Here is an 18,424-nt window from a genome sequence, read left to right as displayed (position 1 = left end):
GCGCGGCGCGCCCGTCGACGGGCCTCGCTGCCCCGGCTGCGCTGTCGGTGTGCCGTCCGGCGGCGCTTGACTTCCGCCCGACGGTGATATTAGAACATGTTCTAGGTGTGGGAGTCACGCCGGAAAGGCGGGATGGATGTGACCATCGCCACCACTGACGAGCATAAAGCCGTTCAAGAGTCGATGCGCGGGTGGGCCGCTTCGGTGCGGCCGATTGCAACCATGCGAGGCCGGCGCGACGGCGACGGCGACTATTGGCGATCCTTCTGGCCGGGACTGGTCGGGCTCGGCGTCTTCCGGGTCGCGGTGCCCGAGGCCGCCGGTGGCGCAGGGGGTTCCGTCGGCGATCTGGCCGTCCTGCTGGAGCAGTCCGCCCACGATCTGGTCGGCGGTCCGGTGCTGTCCACCGCGCTGGCCGGACTGGTCGCCGGCGCGGCCCTGGACGAGGACATCCCCTGCGGCGTGGCCCTCGGCGAACCGGTTGCGCTGCCGGGGGATCCGGTGGCGGCCGGCGAACTCACCGGCTCCTGGGACACCGTGCTCGGCGCGGCGGCGGGCACGGCCGTGCTGCTGCCCGTGACGCGCGGCGACCGGCAGCAGTGGGCGCTGATCCCGCCGGACACCGCCGGTGTCGCTGTCGAGCCGCTGCCCGCCGCGGATCCGAGCCTGCCGCTGGCCCGGGTGCGCTGCGAGCGGGTCACGGTGCCGGCCGAGCGGTTCTTCGAACCCGACTGTGCGGTACCGGATCTGGTGGCCACCCTGGTGGCCGCCGAATTGGCCGGGATCGCCGGCTGGTGCCTCGGCACGGCCGTCGAATACGCCAAGGTGCGTGAGCAGTTCGGCCGCCGGATCGGCGAATTCCAAGCGGTGAAGCACCTCTGCGCCTGGATGCTGTGCCGGACCGAGCTGATCCGCGCGGTCGCCGCCGACGCCGCGAACGCGGTGGACCAGGGCGGCCGGGAACTGCCCCTCGCGGCCGCCATCGCGCTGGGTATCGCGCTGGACGCCACGGTGGAGACCGCCAAGGACGCCATCCAGGTGCTCGGTGGCATCGGGTTCACCTGGGAGCACGACGCGCACTTCTACCTGCGCCGGGCGACCGCGCTGCGGCAACTGCTCGGCGGCTCGGCGGCGCATCGGCTGCGGGTCGCCGAACTGGCCCGCGCCGGCCGGCGGCGCACGATCGGACTCGACCTCGGCGGCGCGGCCGGTGCGAACGACTGGGCCGCAGTCGGATTGGATCCGGTCGCGGCCGCCGATCTGACCGCCGAGGTGGCCCGGATCACCTCCCTGCCGGCGGACGAGCGGCGGAATGCCTTGGTGGACAGCGGTCTGTTGTCCCCGCACTGGCCACCGCCGTACGGCCGGGGCGCGGGCCCGCTACTGCGCGCGCTGATCGACGAGCGGGTGCGCGAGGCCGGTATCGAGGTGCCGGATCTGACCATCGGTAACTGGGCGGTGCCCACGCTGCTGCAACACGGCACGCCGGGGCAGATCGAGCGATTCGTCGAGCCGACCCTGCGCGGAGATGTGTTCTGGTGCCAGCTGTTCAGCGAGCCGGGCGCCGGTTCGGATCTGGCGGCGCTGCGCACCTCCGCGACCCGGGTGGACGGCGGCTGGCGGCTGCAGGGCCAGAAGGTGTGGACCTCGCTGGCGAACATCGCCAACTGGGGCATCTGCCTGGCCCGTACCGATCCGGGCAGCGCGGCCTCACAGCGCGAGAAGCACCGGGGCATCAGCTATTTCCTGGTGGATATGAGCAGTCCGGGCCTCGACGTGCGGCCGCTGGTGACCATCACCGGCGAGGCGCGGTTCAACGAGGTCTTCCTCGACGACGTCTTCGTGCCCGACGACTGTCTCGTGGGCGAGCTCGGCGCCGGCTGGAAGATCGCTCGTTCGACCTTGTCGTCCGAACGAGTGGCGATGGGCGGCAACGGTATCGGTGACGCACTCGAGTCACTGATCGCTACTGCGCCGCGCACCGGTCCGGGTTCGGAGCTGATCGCGGATCGGCTCGGCGGCCTGATCGCCGACGCGATCGCCGGTCTGCTGCTGGAAATCCGTGCCGCGCAGCGGATGCTGGCCGGCGGCGACCCCGGCCCGCAGAGCAGCGTGCGCAAGCTGGTCGGCGTGCGGCACCGGCAGGCGGTCGCGGAATTCGCCGTCGAACTCGCGGGTGCGGCAGGCGCTCTCGAATCCGAAGCGGTGCAGGAATTCCTGCTCACCCGGTGTCTGTCGATCGCCGGCGGCACCGAGCAGATCCTGCTGACCGTGGCCGCCGAACGGATCCTCGGGCTGCCGCGCGAGTCGCATCACTAGAGTCCGCATCTGAACCTGGAGCACCGCATGGACTTCACCACCGACTACCGCCAAGACGCGGTCGCCGAGGTCGTCGTGAGTTTGCTGGAACGCAACCACGAACGCGACATCTCGTTGTGGCCCGAGCTGGTCGACAGCGGACTGCTCGCCGTCGCCCTGCCCGAACGGTACGGCGGCGACGGGATGGGACTGCCCGAGATCTCCGCGCTGCTGACCGAACTGGCCACCGACGCGGTCGCCGTTCCCGCCCTGTCCACCTTCGGCTTCGGGGTGCTGCCGCTGCTCGGTCACCTTCCGGACGATCTGGCGGACAAGGTTTTTCCCGCCGTCGCCGGCGGCGCCGTGCTGACCGCGGCGCTGCACGAACCGGGTTCGCCCTTCGTGACGAGCCCGGCCACGACCGCGACACCGCGCGGCGGCGAGGTACTGATCTCCGGCCACAAGGTCGGCGTGCCCTACGCCGAACAGGCGGGCTGGATCCTGGTGCCCACCGATGCCGGAGTGGCGGTCGTGGACGCCGACGCCGCGGGCCTGGACCGCCGCGAGAGCCCCACATCGACCGGCGCGGCGGAATATTCGATCCGGCTGCACGAGGTGGCGATCCCGGCCGGACATCTGCTGTCCGGCAGCGCGCTGACGGATCTGCACCGCAGCGCGCTGGCCTGTCTCGGCGCGGTGGCCGACGGACTGCTCACCGGCGCACTGAAACTCACCACCGAGCACGTGCGCACCCGGCACCAATTCGGCCGCCCGCTGGCCGAATTCCAGGCGGTGGCACAGGAGATCGGCGATATCTACGTCACCTCGCGCACCCTGCACGCGGCCGCGCTGGCCGCGAACTGGGCGCTGGCGCAACTGCGCGGCGGCGAGGGCGATCCGGATCGCGTCGACGACGATCTCGACGTGCTCGCCTACTGCATCGCCGCGGAACTGCCGGCGGCCATGCAGATGTGCCATCACCTGCACGGCGGCATCGGGGTCGACATGACCCATCCGCTGCACCGCTACTACTCACAGGCCAAGGACATCACCCGCTGGCTCGGCGGGGAATCGTTGCGACTGGACCGGCTGGGGGCGAGATGTTCATAGATCTGACCACCGAACAGCGCGCGTTGCGCGACGAATTGCGTTCGTACTTCACCACTCTGGTGACCGCCGAGGAGGCGGCCGAGATGTCGGCGAACCGGCACGGCGACGCCTACCGCGCCGTGGTGCGCCGGATGGGCCGCGACGGCCGGCTCGGCGTCGGCTGGCCGAAGGAGTTCGGCGGCCAGGGTTTCGGTCCCGTCGAACAGCAGATCTTCTACAACGAGGCGGTGCGCGCGGATGTGCCGCTGCCGCTGGTGACGCTGCTGACGGTCGGCCCCACCCTGCAGCAGTTCGGTACCGAGGAACAGAAGCGCCGCTTCCTGCCCGGGATCCTGGCCGGCGAGATCCATTTCGCCATCGGCTATTCCGAGCCCGAGGCGGGCACCGATCTGGCGGCCCTGCGGACCGGTGCCGTGCGCGACGGTAACGGCGACTGGATCGTCAACGGCCAGAAGATCTTCACCACCGGCGGGCACGAGGCCGATTTCGTCTGGCTGGCCTGCCGCACCGGCTCGGTGGAGTCGCGGCACCGCGGCATCACGATCCTGATCGTGGACACCACCGATCCCGGCTATTCCTGGACGCCGATCATCACCTGCGACGGGGCCCATCACACCAACGCCACCTACTACGACGACGTCCGGGTTCCCGCGGACATGCTCGTCGGCGAGGTGGACCGGGGCTGGAAGCTGATCACCACCCAGCTCAATCACGAGCGCATCGGCCTGGGCCCGTCCGGCAAGATCGAACAGCTCTACGAGCGGGTGCACACCTGGGTGCGGGCGCACGATCTGCTCGCCGAGCACGATGTGCGGCGGCTGCTGGGCCGGCTGCACGCCATGGCCCGGTTGAACGAACTGCTGAACTGGCAGGTGGCCGGGAATGCCGTGCACGGCGAGACGGATCCGGCGCAGGTGATCGCCGACGCCTCGGCGACCAAGGTGTTCTCCACCGAGCACCTCCAGGAGGCGGGCCGGTTGGCCGAGGAGATCGTCGGCCGCTACGGCGACCCGGCCGATCCCGACACCGCCGAACTGCTGGTCTGGCTGGACCGCCGCACCAAACAGAACCTCGTGGTGACCTTCGGTGGCGGCGTCAACGAGATCATGCGCGAGCTGATCGCCACCGCGGGCCTGAAACTGCCACGGGTGCCGAGATGACCGCGTATCGAGACAGGAGTTGCCCGTGCCGGACACGATGACGGCCGCCGAGATCGCCGCGGCCGGCGAGCGGATCAAGGAGGCGGGGGAGTGCGCGCCGCGCGCCGCCCGCGACCCGGTCAACCAGCCGATGATCAACAACTGGGTCGAGGCGATCGGCGACGGCAACCCGATCTACGTGGACGAGCGGGCCGCTCGCGACGCCGGACATCCGGGTATCGTCGCGCCGCCCGCCATGGCCCAGGTGTGGACCATGTTCGGTCTGCACGGCGTGCGCCCCGCCGACGATCCGCTCGGCCGCATCACCGAACTGCTCGACGCCGCCGGGTACACCTCGGTGGTGGCCACCAACTGTGAGCAGACCTATCATCGGTATCTGCAAGTGGGCGAACAGGTCACGGTCCGCAGCCGGCTCGACGACCTGTTCGGCCCGAAGCGGACCGGGCTCGGTGAGGGCTGGTTCGCGACCGTGCGCACCGGCTGGTACGTCGGCGACGAACTGGTCACCGAAATGCTGTTCCGTATCCTGAAATTCGCCCCCGGCACCGCGAAACCGGTCCCGGCGCAGGACGATCCGAGCAAGCGGGCCCGCCCCGCGATTTCTCGCGACACCGAATTCTTCTGGGCCGGAACGAAACTCGGCGAGCTGCGGATCCAGCAGCTGCCCGACGGCAGCCTGCGGCACCCGCCGGTGCCCGCGCTGTGGCAGGACCCCGCCGAGACGCCGGAGTACCAGGTCGCCTCCGGCCGCGGCGCCGTCTTCAGCTATGTGGTGCACCACGCGCCGAAGGTGCCCGGCCGCGCGCTGCCCTACGTGGTGGCCCTGGTCGAACTGGCCGAAGGGGTGCGGATGCTGGGCGAACTGCGTGGCGTCGAACCGGATTCGGTCCGGGTCGGCATGCCGGTCGAGGTGGCCTACGAGGCGCTCGACGACGACATCACCCTGCCCTACTGGAAGGTGAGCCCATGACCGCCTCGCTGCGGCCGGGTACGGTGCCGGTCGGCACCGTCCTGCCCGAACTCGTCATCCCCGTCGACGCCACCTTCGTGATCAGCACGGCGCTGGCGACCCGGGACTTCCAGGACGTGCACCACGACCGGGACAAGGCCGTGGCGCGCGGGTCGAAGGACATCTTCGTGAACATCCTCGCCGACACCGGGCTGGTGCAGCGGTACGTCACCGACTGGGCCGGTCCCCGGGCCATCGTCCGATCGCTCGCGCTGCGCCTCGGCGTGCCGCTGTACGCCGGCGACACGCTCACCCTGACCGGCACGGTCACCGCCGTCGAGGGTGAGCTGATCCACCTCGAGGTCGTCGGCCGCGACAGCCTCGGTGACCACATCCAGGCGCAGGCCGTGATCGCGTTGCCGGAGGAGATATGAGCGGGTTGAGCGGGCAGGCCGCCGTCGTCGGCATCGGCGCCACCGATTTCTCGAAGGATTCCGGCCGCAGCGAACTGCGGCTGGCCGCCGAGGCGGTCACCGCCGCCCTCGCCGACGCCGGGCTGACCCCCGCCGACGTGGACGGCCTCACCACCTTCACCATGGACAACAATCTGCAGGTGGCCGTCGCCCGCGCGATCGGCATCCCGCAGCTCACCTTCTTCAGCAACATCCCCTACGGCGGCGGCGCGGCCTGCGCGACCGTGCAGCAGGCGGCGATGGCGGTGGCGACCGGGGTCGCCGACGTGGTGGTCGCGTACCGCGCCTTCAACGAGCGATCCGGGCACCGGTTCGGCCAGTTCGCCACCCATCTGGCCACCGCGCCGACCTCCTCGGGGGTGGATGCCGCCTGGGCCTATCCCCAGGGCCTCGGCACCCCGGCCGCCCAGGTGGCGATGGTCGCCCGGCGCTATATGCACGTGTACGGCGCCACCAGTGCGGATTTCGGCCGGGTCGCGGTCGCCGATCGCAAACACGCGGCGGTGAATCCGGCCGCGCACTTCTACGGCAAGCCGATCACGCTGGAGCAGCACCAGAATTCCCGCTGGATCGCCGAACCGCTGCACCTGCTGGACTGCTGCCAGGAGACCGACGGCGGGGTCGCGCTCGTGATCACCAGCGCGGAGCGGGCTCGCGATCTGCCGCGCCGCCCGGCCGTGATCGCCGCGGCCGCACAGGGTTCCGGCGCCGATCAGTACGTGATGACGAGTTATTACCGCGACGCCATGACCGGCCTGCCGGAGATGAACGTGGTCGGCGACCAGTTGTGGGCACAGAGCGGGCTACGGCCGGAGGATATGCAGGCCGCGATCCTCTACGACCACTTCACGCCGTTCGTGCTGATGCAGCTGGAGGAATTGGGATTCTGCGGCCGCGGCGACGCCAAGGATTTCATCGCCGACGGGGCCATCGAACTCGGCGGCCGGCTACCGCTGAACACGCACGGCGGCCAGCTCGGCGAGGCGTACATCCACGGCATGAACGGTATCGCCGAGGGGGTGCGCCAGATCCGCGGCGACTCCGTCAATCAGGTCGAGGGCCTGCGCAACATCGTCGTCACGGCGGGCACGGGCGTGCCGACGTCCGGGCTGGTGTTGTCCGCGGGATAACCCGCGGCGACCGGCCCGAACCCTCGTGCGCTACCGGCCGAGTCGGCGGGCCAGCTCGGCGTCGATGTCCTCGGCGCTCAGCGGCCGGGTGGCGGACAGGCCCGCGACGGCCGGTTTCCCTTGCGCGGCAGGCCCGGTCAGCAGCAGCTCGATCTGCTGAGAGAGGGTCAGCCCATGGGCTGCAGCCAGCCGGTGCAGCCTGTCACGGGTGGTCTCGGGAACCTTGATGGTGACAGTCATGCCGCCAGTATGCCGGATTCACCTGTGCCGCAGTTGAGTACCCACCGCGGTTGTGAGCTGTTCGATACGGTACCGTTCGCCACGCCCGCCTTCGCGCGGGAGCCGGGGGCGGGTGTAGACGCCCACCCGCCCGGTCCGGCTACCCCGGCGGCCCGGCCGCAAACCGTCCGTCCGGCAAGAGCTTTCGCCCGGCGTTCGCAATCCGGCGAACGCCCTGCGCGAGGCATTCCGGGGCCGCGAGCCGCCCGCCGCGAGTGCCCCGTCACACCCGTTCGATCGGCTCCCGCGACCGGCGTGGCGAGGTTCGCGTCGAATTCGCCGGGGCCGAATTCGACCCGACGGCCGGTGCTGCCGAGTGCGGGTCCCGGTCGGTGCCGCCGAGCATCGGTTCGCCGGCCGGCCGTGCGACCCGGGCCCTCGGCCGTGCGATCCGGGCCGGCGGGTCGCCGTCGCGATCCGCCGCCGACCCGGCCGGTCGGGGAACCCGAGCATGAGGCGGCATCCGAATACGTTGTGACACCGTCGTTTCCGGGTTACCGGGCATCGGCCGTCGCGGGTGCGGAAGAGCGCGCTATCCCTCGCCGTCATCGATTCCGGGTGGATCCGGCCGCGCGGCGGGCCCGATATCCCGGCGACCCGCCCGGCGGCCGTGGAAATCAGGATCTCTGTGAAACACGCGGACGGTCGAATGACGCGGCGGGATCAATTCGGCGGCACGGACGGAAATGCGGACGGTGCGTTTTCAATTTCGGGGGGAGCCGGACCGCGCCGGGTGCCGGATCGGGGGCGAACGCGCCGGTCCCGGGCCGGGTGGACAGCGTGGCGAACCGGAATTTTGTGGAGCGTCACAGTGCGGAGTGTGGGTCGTCTGGTGCGAAGGGAATTAGAACGACAATCCCGTGGAACGTGTCTCGATTTTCCGGTTGCCGATGGTTCCGGCATGTCACTATGTGCCTGTTTACCGCTGTATCGCTATTCCGGGAGATTTCGTGGGCGGAGCACGCCTCGTGGCGTCGCGCGCGGCCGGGCTGCTGACGCTGGTCGCGCTCGTCGTGGTCGCGCTGCGCGGGTTCGTGCCCGGAACCGGCGGGCCGCGGGTGGGTTCGCCGCCGTCGCTGATCGGCCTCGCGTTGATGCCGGTGCTGTCGCTGGTGTCCGTCGTGATCCTGCTGGCCGGTGTGCTGACCAGCGAGCACCGGCTGCCCCTGGCCATGCCGGTGCAGCAGCGCCGCGACGACCGGCCGATCCGGTGGCGGCGCGCGGGGACGGCCCTGCTGGTGCTGGCCGCGTTCGTCGCGATGGCGGCCGCCGCGGCCTGGGCCGCCGCCGTGCTGCACGGTCACGGCGGCGACACGGCCCGTCCCGCAACGCCTTCGACGGCCGCCGCACCGGACACCTCGGCGCCCCCGGCGCCGCCGCTGCCGTTCTCCGGCACTCCGCGCGCCGACGGCCGGGCCCTGATCTGGATCGTGGTGACGGCGGCCGTGCTGGTCGGAACGGCGCTCATCGGTCTCGTCGCCGTCGCGTCCGGCACCCGGCAGCGGGTCGAGGCGCAGGCCGGCGCGGCGCCCCCGGACCCCGCCGAACTCGAGGTGTCCCTCGTCCAGGTCGCCGAGCTGGGCTTGGCGGCCATCCTCGCCTCGGGCGATCAGGACGCGCGCACCGCGATCATCGCCTGCTACGGCGCGATGGAACGCGGCCTGGCCCAGGCTCGCGGCGTCGCCCCGCTGATCTCCGACACCCCCTCCGAGGTGCTGGCCCGCGCCTTCGACCGCGGCGCGCTGCACGACGCCTCCGCGCGCGAGCTGGTGACCCTGTTCGAGGAGGCCCGGTTCAGCCCGCACGCGATGCTGGAATGGCAACGGCTGCGCGCGGAACAACTGCTGCGCATCGTGCTGCGCGATCTGCGGGCGGATCCGGTATGAGCGCGCCGACCGGATCCGATGTCCGCCGCGTGCGGGAGGGAGCGATATGAGCAGCGCGGATCCGGTGCGGGTGCCGTACGCCGTGGTGGCCACGGGTGCGGCGGTGCTGATCGCCGTCGTGGAAGTGGTTGCGCTGCGCGGTCATCGAGGGCTCGCGCCGCTACTGGCCGCCGTCCCACTGACTCTCACGCTCGCGCTGCTGGTCCGATCGCTGGTGGAGCGGGCCCGTCCGGCGCCGGACACCGGGCCGGAGGACTACGAGATCGACAACGGCCCGGCGGAGATGTTGCGGCGCTGGCGGTCCCGCGCGCAGATGCTGGCCGATCGGGCCGACGGTTCCCGCGCTGATTGGGATCGGCACCTGCGCCCGTTGCTGGCCAAGGAATTCGAACTGTCCACCGGGCACCGGGTCGCCAAGGATCGGCGCGCCACGGCCGCCGCGGGACAGGTGCAGTTCGGACCCGAGCTGTGGCCCTGGGTCGACCCGGAGAACGCGGCGCCGCGCGAGCAGCACGAGCGGGCGCCGGGACGCGCGGCCCTGGACGAGATCCTGCGCCGGCTGCAGGAGATGTGAGGCAACGGTGAGGAACAGGCGGGTGCGACCATGACGGCGCCGATGGATGTCACGGTGTCCCGGACCGAGGCGATACTGCGCGAGATCGGCCGGGTCGTGGTCGGCAAGCGCGACGAACTACAGCTGATCATGGTCGCGGTGCTGTCCGGCGGGCACATCCTGATCGAGGACCTGCCCGGCCTGGGCAAGACGCTGATCGCCCGATCCTTCGCCGCCACACTGGGCCTGAACTTCACCCGGGTGCAGTTCACGCCGGATCTGCTGCCCGCGGACCTGATCGGCTCGACCATCTACGACATGTCCTCCGGCCGTTTCAATTTCCGCCGCGGCCCGGTCTTCACCCACATGCTGCTGGCCGACGAGATCAACCGCACGCCGCCGAAGACCCAGGCCGCGCTGCTGGAGGCGATGGCCGAGGGCCAGGTCAGCATCGACGGCGAAACCTTCCCGCTGCCACAGCCGTTCATCGTGATGGCCACCGACAATCCGATCGAGTACGAGGGCACCTACCCGCTGCCGGAGGCCCAGCTGGACCGGTTCGCCATGCAACTGCGGCTGGGCTACCTGTCGGAGGCGGACGAGACGCAGATGATCCGCCGCCGGCTGGAACGCGGCGCGGCCCCGCCCCGGGTCGGGCAGGTGGTGGACGCGCAGGGCCTGCTGGAGATGCGCGAGTCGGTCGAATACGTCACCGTGCACCCGGATGTCGTCACCTATGTGGTGTCGCTGGCCGCCGCCACCCGCGGCCATCCGCAGGTGGAGGTCGGCGCGAGCCCGCGCGCGGAACTGGATCTGGTGCAGATGGCCCGCGCTCGCGCCCTGCTGCTCGGCCGCGACTACGTGATCCCCGAAGATGTGAAGGCGCTGGCGGTTCCGGCCATGGCCCACCGGATCACGTTGCGCCCGGAGATGTGGGTGCGCCGCATCCGCGGCGAGGACGTCATCGCGGAACTGCTGCGCCGGCTACCCGTGCCACGCGCCACCTCGTCATGAGGCATCGGGACACCACCAACCAGGTCGACACCGAATTGCATTGGCGCCCGGCCCCGCTGGTGTACCTGCTGGCCGGGGTGGCGGGCACGGCGCTGGTGGCCGCGGTGGTGCTGGGCCGCTGGCAGCCGGTGGTGTTCGCCGCCCCGCTGCTCGGAGTGCTGGCGTCGGCGCCGTTGCAGTTGTCGCGCACCAGGATTCAGCTCGACGGGGGTGGGGTGCAGCGCTGCTTCGAGACCGAGGAAGTCGTGCTGAGCATCTCCGCCTCGGTGGAGGGCGGGCACGCGTTGCTGCGGATGCGGCCGGAACCGGTGCCGGGCGCGGAGATCCGCGTCGAGGAGGCGCTCGACTCCGGTGCGGCCCCGGCCGGGCTGCGGCTGGTGGTGTCGGCGACGCGCTGGGGCCGCTTCCCGGTGCCGGTCCGGATCGACGCACTCGGCCCGGCCGGACTGGCGACGGCGTCCGTGACGCTGCCGGCCGGCGACGTGTTCGTCTACCCGATCGCCGATCCGCAGCGAATGCGGTTGCCGCGCATCGAACTTCCCGAGCGCATCGGTACCCACCCGACCCGCCGGCACGGCCCCGGCGTGGAGTACGCCGATATCCGCCGCTACGTCGCCGGCGATCAGCTGCGCACGGTGAACTGGCCGGTGAGCGCGCGCCGCGGCCGCCTGTACGTCACCGAGCGGCTCACCGACCGGGCCGCGGATGTCGTTGTGCTGGTGGACAACTCGATGCAGGCCCCGGGACCGGCCGCGGAGTCGCTGGAACTGTCGGTGCGCGGCGCGGCCCAGGTGGCGCAGTCGGCGTTGCAGGCGGGCGACCGTACCGCGGTGGTCTGCCTCGGGCAGGCGCCGCGCTGGTTGCGCGCCGACATCGGCCGCCGGCAGTTCTACCGGATCGTCGACACCGTGCTGGATGTCGGCGAGGAGCACATCCGCACCACCGGCACGCTGGCCCCGCATCCGGCGGTGCCGCTCGGCGCGGTGGTGGTGGCCTTCTCGACCCTGCTCGACACCCAGTTCGCCCTGGCCCTGATCGATCTGCGCAAACGCGGGCACACCGTCGTCGTGGTGGACGTGTTGCGCGGCACGCCCTTTCGCGAGGAACTGGACGCGACGCTGGCCCGGATGTGGCAGCTGGAGCGCTCGGCGATGTACCGGGACATGAGCACGCTCGGCGTCGACATCGTGGCGTGGCCCGAGGACGCGCGCCTGGATCAGGTGATGCGGCTGCTACCCCAGCGCCGCCGGCGGATGCGGGTGCGGCGATGACCAGATTCCTCGCGGCGCTGTCCGGCCTGCTGCTCACGGTCGCGACGACGATCGTGCTGCCCTGGGCGGGTGCGGCGGCGCTGGTCCTGGTGCTGCTGAGCTGGTGGTGGCGGCTCGCCGCGGTGGGTGCGGCGCTGGTCGCGCTGGGTGCCCTGCTCTGGATGGGCACCGGCACCCTGGGCTGCGCGGCGACCGGCCTGGTGGTGACCGCGTATCTGCTCGGGACCGCGACCGTGCGCGCCCCGGCCGGGGTCGTCCCGACCAGCCTGCCCTCGGTCGCCGGGGCCTTGCTGTTCGCCGCCGCCGCGGTGGGGGCCGCGGCGGTCCCGGTGCGCCTGGCCTGGGCGCCACCGGCCGCGCCGATCCTGGTGATCCTGTTGTACGCCTGGATCGTCCGGGGATTGGCCGCCCCCTCCGGCCATCCCGCGATCGCCGAGAACGAGCCGTGACGGTCCTACCGCGACCCGGTGATAGCCGACGGTAATGAATGGTGATGCTGTCCACATCTACTGGCCTGGTAGTACTACTATCCGTAGTATCAGGTCCATGTGGATCATTCCGATCATCGCCGTCGTCTGCGCCATCGCCATCGGGGGCCTGTTCGCCACCGGCTTCCCGAAGTAGGCGCCGGATGCCGGCCGGGCGTCGCGCCCGGCCGGCGACGCCTCACTCGGTGACGGTCAGCACCACGTCCGCGAGTACCGGGGCATCGTCGCGTTCCACCACGGTGGCCGCGATGACCAGCTCGTTGCCGGTGCGCCAGATCCGCGAGCGGATCGTCTCACCCGGATAGACCACACCCGCGAAGCGTGCCCGGAAACCGGCCACCCGGGTGGCGTCGGAGTCCAGCACCGCGTCGGTGGCGGCCTTGCAGACCATGCCGTACGAGCACCGCCCGTGCAGGATCGGATCCGGGAATCCGGCGTCGTGCGCGAATTCCGGATCCGAATGCAGCGGATTGCGGTCGCCCAGCATCCGGTACAACAGCGCCTGCTGCGGCAGCGTCGGTGACAGCACCTCGAAATCCGGTGCGCGGTCCGGCAGTTCGGCCTTGTTGCTCGGTCCGCGCTCGCCACCGAAACCACCCTCGCCCCTGGCGAAGATGGAGGAGCGGGCCGTCCACAACGGCTGCCCGTCGGAACCGACAACGCTGATCTCCTCCACCACCACCGCGGCCGAACCCTTGTCCCAGATCTCGGCGACGCGACCGGTCGCGGTCGCCTTGCCCGAGGCCGGGATCGGCCGGTGCGTCACGATCTCCTGGCTGCCGTGCACCACCTTCGCGAGATCGATCTCGATGCCGGGATAGCTCACCCGCGGCGGCTCGGTATCGCGCAGCGTGCCCGCCACCGTCGCGAACGTGGGCAGCACCTGCGGCTCGCGGTCGTGCAGATAACGCAGTTCGCGCGGGTCGGTCCAGCGTGCCCCGGCGCCGAGGCCCAGGTGGTACAGCTGCACGTCGGACGGCTCCCACGCCAGTTCCTGCGTCGGAAGTGCCGCTCCCAGTGCGACTTTCGGATCAATCGGCATCTGCTTCCCGTCTCCTGTGTCCGAGTTCCGGCTCGTCGATGCTATTCGGCCGTGGCGGCGGCCCGCCGCGTCCGCTCGAGAATGTCGCGCACCGCCAGATATCCGAAGGTGATCGCCGGGCCGATGGTCGCGCCGGGACCGGCGTAGGTGTGGCCCATCACCGGGGCCGAGCAGTTGCCGGAGGCGTACAGGCCCTCGATGACGGTCTCGTCCTCGCGCAGCACCCGCCCGGCCGGATCGGTGACCAGGCCACCCTTGGTGCCGAGGTCGCCGGGCACCGTCTTCGCCGCGTAGTACGGCCCCTGCACCAGCCCGGCCAGGCACGGATTCGGCTTCACCGTCGGATCGCCGTAGTAGCGGTCGTAATGGCTGTTGCCGCGGCCGAAGTCGGCGTCGGTGCCGGTCTCGGCGAATCCGTTGAACCGCCGCACGGTCTCGGCCAACTGCTCGGCGGGTACGCCGATCCGCTGCGCGAGTTCCGCGAGGCTGTCGGCCTTCACGATATTGTCGTCGGCCAGCCAGCGCGACGGGAAGCGTTGTCCCGGTTGCAATCCCGCGAAGATGTACCGGTTGCGGTAGCGCTGGTCGAATACCAGCCAGGTCGGGATGTTCTCGCCCGGTCCCTCGCCCTGCCCGTACTCGCCGCCGTACATCGTGTGCACGGCCTCGACGTACGGCGCCGATTCGTTGCCGAATCGCTTGCCCGCGGCGTTGATCATGATCGCGCCCGGCAGATTCCGTTCGGCCAGTGCGAACCACGGCCGGCCACCCTTGAAAACCGTGGGCCCCCACCAGGCGTCCTCCATACAGGTGACCGCCCCGCCGATCGCCATCCCGGCCAGGATGCCGTCGCCGGTGTTGGCCGCCGCGCCGGTGGTCCACTCCGTGGTGATCGGCTGACGCTGATACTTGGCGCGCATCTCCGCGTTGTGCTCGAATCCGCCGCTGCCGAGCACCACGCCGTACTTCGCGCGGAAGCGCACGGTCTCGTCGCCCTGACGGACCTCGACCCCCACCACCCGGCCGTCCTCGACGATCAGCCCGGTCAGCGGAGTCTCCAGCAGCAGTGGCACATTCGCGTCCAGGAGTCCCTTGCGCATGGCCGCGATGATCGCCTGGCCCATGCCCAGCAGATGTTTGCCGGTGGCCTTCGCCCAGTAGGTACGCACGCCGACCCGCACGGCGCGCATGATGCCGATCGGGTGGCGGCGGATCAGGTTGAGCCGCCGGTAATCCGCCTGCATCACCACGACATTCATCGGCGCCTTGGCATACGGCGGTTCGAGCCGGAACCGTTCCTCGCCGAGGATCTTGGCATCGAACGGCGCGGGCTCGCACGAGCGGCCCTCGCCGCGGCCGCCGGGGGCCTCGGGATAGTAGTCGGAGTAGCCGGGCACCCACTTCATCTTCAACGGGGTGTGCGCGAGCACGAAATCGAACGCCTCCGCCCCGCGGTCGATGTAGGTGTCGATGCGTTCCTTGGGCACCACGTCGCCGATGATGCTGTGCAGGTAGGTGCGGGCCTGCTCGCGATCGGCGTCGTCACCGCGGCCCGCGGCCACGAGGGCCTTGTTACCGGGGATCCACACCCCACCGCCGCTGCGCGCGGTGGACCCGCCGTAATGGGCGGCCTTCTCGATGATCACCGCACGCAACCCGTGATGGGCGGCGGTGAGGGCAGCGGTCATGCCGGCGGCGCCGCTGCCGACCACCACCACGTCGTATTCCCGATCACTCATGTAGAACACGTTATAGAATCGCTCCCGTCTCGGTCTATATTGGACTGGCAGGTGAGTGGATCGACACAGGTAACTCGTTCCAATTTCTGCACGTCCGGTCTCGGTCGAAACGACGCTGATCTCGGTCGGGAGGAAGGGAATCACGGTGCTGTCCGACGCGGTACGCAAGGAACTGGCCGACGAACTCGCGGTCGCGGAGCGGGATCGGATACCGGTCGACCCGCTGGTGATCCGGCATCCCGACATCGATGTGGTGGACGCCTACGAGATCCAGCTGCACAACATCCGGCGGCGGGTGGCCGGTGGGGCGACGGTGATCGGCCACAAGGTCGGCCTGTCCTCGAAGGCCATGCAGCAGATGATGGGTGTCGACGAGCCCGACTACGGGCATCTGCTCGGCGAGATGCGGGTGTTCGAGGACGCCGATGTCGTCGCGTCGAACTATCTGTACCCGCGGGTGGAGGTCGAGGTCGGTTTCGTCCTCGGCGCGGACCTGCCCGGCGCAGCGTGCACCGAGGCCGACGTGCTGGCCGCGACCGTGGCCTACGCCCCCGCGATCGAACTGATCGACACCCGGATCCGGGACTGGAAGATCGCGCTGTGCGACACCATCGCCGACAACGCCTCCTCGGCCGGCTGGGTGCTCGGCCCCGAGCGGGTCGATCCGGCGACGCTGGACGTCACCGCGATCGATGCCGTGCTGACCCGCAACGGCGAGGTGGTCGCCGAGGGCCGCAGCGATGCCGTACTCGGCGATCCGACGGTGGCGGTGGCGTGGCTGGCCCGCAAGGTCGCCTCCTTCGGGGTGCGGCTGCGCGCCGGTGACATCGTGCTGCCCGGCTCCTGCACCCGCGCGATCGATGCCCGTCCGGGCGATGCCTTCAACGCCGAGTTCGCCGGACTCGGTTCGGTCCGTGTGAATTTTCAGTGAGGAGACGCGAACGTGTCAGCCACGCACAAGGTTTCGGCCGCGATTGTCGGTTCCGGCAACATCAGCACCGACCTGCTCTACAAACTGCTGCGCTCGGATCTGATCGAGCCGCGCTGGATGATCGGGATCGACCCGGACAGTGAGGGTTTGAAGCGCGCCCGCGATCTGGGCCTGGAGACCTCGCACGAGGGCGCCGACCATCTGCTGGCGTTGCCCGAGAAGCCGGATGTGCTGTTCGAGGCCACCTCCGCCTACGTGCACCGCGCCTACGCGCCGAAATACCTCGAGGCCGGTATCCGCGCGGTGGATCTGACCCCCGCCGCCGTCGGCCCCGCGGTGGTGCCGCCGGTGAATCTCGGCTCGCTGCTGGACGCCCCGAACGTCAACATGATCACCTGCGGTGGCCAGGCGACGATCCCGATCGTGGCCGCGGTCTCCCGCGTGGTCACCGTGCCCTACGCCGAGATCGTCGCCTCGGTGTCGTCGGTCTCGGCCGGGCCGGGTACCCGCGCCAACATCGACGAGTTCACCAAGACCACCAGCCGCGGCGTGGAGACTATCGGCGGCGCCGAGCGCGGCAAGGCGATCATCGTCCTGAATCCGGCGGAACCGCCGATGATCATGCGCGACACCATCTTCTGCGCGATCCCGGAGGACGCCGACACCGCCGCGATCGCCGACTCGATCCACCGGATGGTCGCCGACATCCAGCAGTACGTCCCCGGCTACCGGCTGCTGAACGAGCCGCAGTTCGACGAGCCGAGCGTGGTTTCCGGTGGGCTGGCGAAGGTTTCGGTGTTCGTGGAGGTGGAGGGCGCCGGCGATTTCCTGCCGCCCTACGCCGGCAACCTCGACATCATGACCGCCGCCGCCACCCGCGTCGGCGAAGTCATTGCCGACCAGATCATCTCGGCCCGAGTCTAGGCCCGCGCGGAGCACCCCTCAGAAAGGACTGGTCATGCCCTACTCCCAGGAAATCGATATCCGCATCACCGACACCTCGCTGCGCGACGGGTCGCATCACAAGCGGCACCAGTTCACCGCCGACGAGGTCCGCGGCATCGTCGGCGCGCTGGACGCCGCCGGGGTGCCGGTCATCGAGGTCACCCACGGCGACGGCCTCGGCGGTTCCTCGTTCAACTACGGTTTCTCGAAAACCCCCGAGCAGGAACTGATCACGCTCGCCGCCGAGACCGCGAAGCAGGCGAAGATCGCCGTCCTGATGCTCCCGGGCGTGGGCGTCAAGGAGGACATCAAGATCTCCCAGGACCACGGCGCCTCGATCGTCCGCATCGCGACCCACTGCACCGAGGCCGACGTCTCGATCCAGCATTTCGGCCTGGCCCGCGAACTCGGTTTGGAGACGGTCGGTTTCCTGATGATGGCCCACACCCAGCCCCCCGAGGTCCTGGCGAAGCAGGCCCGCATCATGGCCGACGCCGGCTGCCAGTGCGTGTACGTGGTCGACTCCGCCGGCGCGATGGTCCTGGAACAGGTCTCCGACCGCGTCGCGGCCCTGGTCACCGAACTCGGCGACGACGCCATGGTCGGCTTCCACGGCCACGAGAATCTCGACCTGGGCTGCGCCAACTCGATTTTCGCGATCCGCGCCGGCGCCCACCAGATCGACGGCAGCACCCGCCGGTTCGGCGCGGGCGCGGGCAACACCCCGGTCGAGGCCCTCGTGGGCGTCTGCGACAAGATCGGCGTCAAGACCGGCATCGACTTCTTCGCCATCGCCAACGCCGCCGAGGACGTGGTCCGCCCGGTGATGCCCCAGGAATGCCTGCTGGACCGCCAATCCCTGATGATGGGCTACGCGGGCGTCTACTCCAGCTTCCTCAAGCACGCCGAGCGCCAGGCCGAACGCTACGGCGTCTCCGCCGCCGACATGCTGGTCCGCGCCGGCCAACGCAAACTGGTCGGCGGCCAGGAGGACCAGCTCATCGATATCGCCCTCGAACTGCAGCGGGAAAAGCAGTCCGCCACGGCCTGATCGGCGGATGCCCGTCCGGGTCGTGATCGGCAAACGCGATCACGACCCGGGAATCGCCTTCTGCTGCGGCGTATTCGGAAGCCGCGAGCAGGTCGTCACGCTCCG

Annotated in this window: 17 protein-coding genes; 14 read left to right on the top strand and 3 right to left on the bottom strand. The window is 70.4% G+C overall.

The window, feature by feature from the left end:
• Positions 1-132 precede the first annotated feature (132 nt).
• From G361_RS0134010 to G361_RS0133985, 6 genes are read left to right on the top strand one after another with little or no spacing between them, the layout of a single operon-like run.
• A complete protein-coding gene (locus G361_RS0134010) occupies positions 133-2,319 on the top strand; it encodes an acyl-CoA dehydrogenase family protein (RefSeq protein WP_369797995.1) in 2,187 nt (728 codons plus the stop codon).
• A gap of 27 nt (positions 2,320-2,346) precedes the next feature.
• Positions 2,347-3,408 carry an acyl-CoA dehydrogenase family protein gene (locus tag G361_RS0134005; RefSeq protein WP_019931611.1) on the top strand — a complete coding sequence of 354 codons (1,062 nt, stop codon included), beginning with the start codon at positions 2,347-2,349 and terminating at the stop codon, positions 3,406-3,408.
• Complete coding sequence (locus G361_RS0134000; RefSeq protein WP_019931610.1) at positions 3,399-4,568, top strand: acyl-CoA dehydrogenase family protein; 1,170 nt, start codon at positions 3,399-3,401, stop codon at positions 4,566-4,568. Before G361_RS0134005 ends, G361_RS0134000 begins: the two co-directional genes overlap by 10 nt.
• A 37-nt stretch (positions 4,569-4,605) precedes the next feature.
• A complete protein-coding gene (locus tag G361_RS0133995) occupies positions 4,606-5,538 on the top strand; it encodes a bifunctional MaoC family dehydratase N-terminal/OB-fold nucleic acid binding domain-containing protein (protein ID WP_081635767.1) in 933 nt (310 codons plus the stop codon).
• Positions 5,535-5,951 (top strand): MaoC family dehydratase, encoded by a 417-nt coding sequence (locus tag G361_RS0133990; protein ID WP_019931608.1) that lies wholly within the window; start codon positions 5,535-5,537, stop codon positions 5,949-5,951. The genes G361_RS0133995 and G361_RS0133990 overlap by 4 nt, the downstream gene beginning before the upstream one ends.
• Positions 5,948-7,120 (top strand): lipid-transfer protein, encoded by a 1,173-nt coding sequence (locus tag G361_RS0133985; RefSeq protein WP_019931607.1) that lies wholly within the window; start codon positions 5,948-5,950, stop codon positions 7,118-7,120. Before G361_RS0133990 ends, G361_RS0133985 begins: the two co-directional genes overlap by 4 nt.
• Before the next feature lie 30 nt (positions 7,121-7,150).
• Here the strand turns inward: G361_RS0133985 and G361_RS0133980 are convergent, their stop codons facing one another.
• Positions 7,151-7,360, bottom strand: a complete 210-nt coding sequence (locus G361_RS0133980) for a hypothetical protein (protein ID WP_019931606.1) — start codon at positions 7,358-7,360, stop codon at positions 7,151-7,153.
• A 989-nt stretch (positions 7,361-8,349) separates the two neighbouring features.
• On the opposite strand from G361_RS0133980, the gene G361_RS0133970 reads away from it, so the two are divergent.
• Genes G361_RS0133970 through G361_RS0133950 form a run of 5 tightly spaced genes read left to right on the top strand, consistent with a single transcriptional unit; the run spans position 8,350 to position 12,572 of the window.
• Positions 8,350-9,285 carry a DUF4129 domain-containing protein gene (locus G361_RS0133970; RefSeq protein WP_052172945.1) on the top strand — a complete coding sequence of 312 codons (936 nt, stop codon included), beginning with the start codon at positions 8,350-8,352 and terminating at the stop codon, positions 9,283-9,285.
• A gap of 46 nt (positions 9,286-9,331) precedes the next feature.
• On the top strand, positions 9,332-9,859 hold the full coding sequence (locus G361_RS0133965) for a hypothetical protein (protein ID WP_019931603.1): 528 nt from the start codon (positions 9,332-9,334) through the stop codon (positions 9,857-9,859).
• Between the two features lie 30 nt (positions 9,860-9,889).
• Complete coding sequence (locus G361_RS0133960) at positions 9,890-10,852, top strand: MoxR family ATPase (protein ID WP_019931602.1); 963 nt, start codon at positions 9,890-9,892, stop codon at positions 10,850-10,852.
• On the top strand, positions 10,849-12,123 hold the full coding sequence (locus tag G361_RS0133955) for a DUF58 domain-containing protein (RefSeq protein ID WP_019931601.1): 1,275 nt from the start codon (positions 10,849-10,851) through the stop codon (positions 12,121-12,123). Before G361_RS0133960 ends, G361_RS0133955 begins: the two co-directional genes overlap by 4 nt.
• Entirely contained in the window at positions 12,120-12,572 is a 453-nt protein-coding gene (locus tag G361_RS0133950; protein ID WP_019931600.1) for a hypothetical protein, read from the top strand. The genes G361_RS0133955 and G361_RS0133950 overlap by 4 nt, the downstream gene beginning before the upstream one ends.
• Positions 12,573-12,789: 217 nt before the next feature.
• Here the strand turns inward: G361_RS0133950 and G361_RS0133940 are convergent, their stop codons facing one another.
• Positions 12,790-13,653, bottom strand: a complete 864-nt coding sequence (locus tag G361_RS0133940) for a MaoC/PaaZ C-terminal domain-containing protein (RefSeq protein WP_019931598.1) — start codon at positions 13,651-13,653, stop codon at positions 12,790-12,792.
• A gap of 41 nt (positions 13,654-13,694) precedes the next feature.
• Positions 13,695-15,401: a 3-oxosteroid 1-dehydrogenase gene (kstD, locus tag G361_RS45840; protein ID WP_019931597.1), complete on the bottom strand. Its 1,707-nt coding sequence runs from the start codon at positions 15,399-15,401 to the stop codon at positions 13,695-13,697.
• A gap of 136 nt (positions 15,402-15,537) precedes the next feature.
• Here kstD and G361_RS0133930 point away from each other — a divergent pair, with 136 nt between their 5' ends.
• The 3 genes from G361_RS0133930 to dmpG are packed head-to-tail and all read left to right on the top strand — an operon-like array spanning position 15,538 to position 18,319.
• Complete coding sequence (locus G361_RS0133930) at positions 15,538-16,323, top strand: 2-keto-4-pentenoate hydratase (RefSeq protein WP_019931596.1); 786 nt, start codon at positions 15,538-15,540, stop codon at positions 16,321-16,323.
• Between the two features lie 12 nt (positions 16,324-16,335).
• Entirely contained in the window at positions 16,336-17,247 is a 912-nt protein-coding gene (locus G361_RS0133925) for an acetaldehyde dehydrogenase (acetylating) (protein WP_019931595.1), read from the top strand.
• A gap of 34 nt (positions 17,248-17,281) precedes the next feature.
• Positions 17,282-18,319, top strand: coding sequence for a 4-hydroxy-2-oxovalerate aldolase (gene dmpG, locus G361_RS0133920; RefSeq protein ID WP_019931594.1), 1,038 nt, complete (start codon positions 17,282-17,284; stop codon positions 18,317-18,319).
• Positions 18,320-18,424 lie beyond the last annotated feature (105 nt).

Source organism: Nocardia sp. BMG111209, assembly GCF_000381925.1.
In the GTDB taxonomy this organism is placed as follows: domain Bacteria; phylum Actinomycetota; class Actinomycetes; order Mycobacteriales; family Mycobacteriaceae; genus Nocardia.
The sequence above is the reverse complement of the archived record's forward strand: the minus strand, read 5'-3'. Positions and strand labels throughout refer to the sequence as shown.

Bases quoted from the DNA above. Each gene is read 5' to 3' on its own strand.
- G361_RS0134000 (WP_019931610.1), top strand. From the start codon at position 3,399: ATGTTCATAGATCTGACCACCGAACAGCGCGCGTTGCGCGACGAATTG.
- dmpG (WP_019931594.1), top strand. From the start codon at position 17,282: ATGCCCTACTCCCAGGAAATCGATATCCGCATCACCGACACCTCGCTG.
- G361_RS0134010 (WP_369797995.1), top strand. From the start codon at position 133: ATGGATGTGACCATCGCCACCACTGACGAGCATAAAGCCGTTCAAGAG.
- G361_RS0134005 (WP_019931611.1), top strand. From the start codon at position 2,347: ATGGACTTCACCACCGACTACCGCCAAGACGCGGTCGCCGAGGTCGTC.
- G361_RS0133980 (WP_019931606.1), bottom strand. From the start codon at position 7,360: ATGACTGTCACCATCAAGGTTCCCGAGACCACCCGTGACAGGCTGCAC.
- G361_RS0133985 (WP_019931607.1), top strand. From the start codon at position 5,948: ATGAGCGGGTTGAGCGGGCAGGCCGCCGTCGTCGGCATCGGCGCCACC.
- G361_RS0133950 (WP_019931600.1), top strand. From the start codon at position 12,120: ATGACCAGATTCCTCGCGGCGCTGTCCGGCCTGCTGCTCACGGTCGCG.
- G361_RS0133960 (WP_019931602.1), top strand. From the start codon at position 9,890: ATGACGGCGCCGATGGATGTCACGGTGTCCCGGACCGAGGCGATACTG.
- G361_RS0133940 (WP_019931598.1), bottom strand. From the start codon at position 13,653: ATGCCGATTGATCCGAAAGTCGCACTGGGAGCGGCACTTCCGACGCAG.
- G361_RS0133990 (WP_019931608.1), top strand. From the start codon at position 5,535: ATGACCGCCTCGCTGCGGCCGGGTACGGTGCCGGTCGGCACCGTCCTG.
- G361_RS0133955 (WP_019931601.1), top strand. From the start codon at position 10,849: ATGAGGCATCGGGACACCACCAACCAGGTCGACACCGAATTGCATTGG.
- G361_RS0133995 (WP_081635767.1), top strand. From the start codon at position 4,606: ATGACGGCCGCCGAGATCGCCGCGGCCGGCGAGCGGATCAAGGAGGCG.
- G361_RS0133965 (WP_019931603.1), top strand. From the start codon at position 9,332: ATGAGCAGCGCGGATCCGGTGCGGGTGCCGTACGCCGTGGTGGCCACG.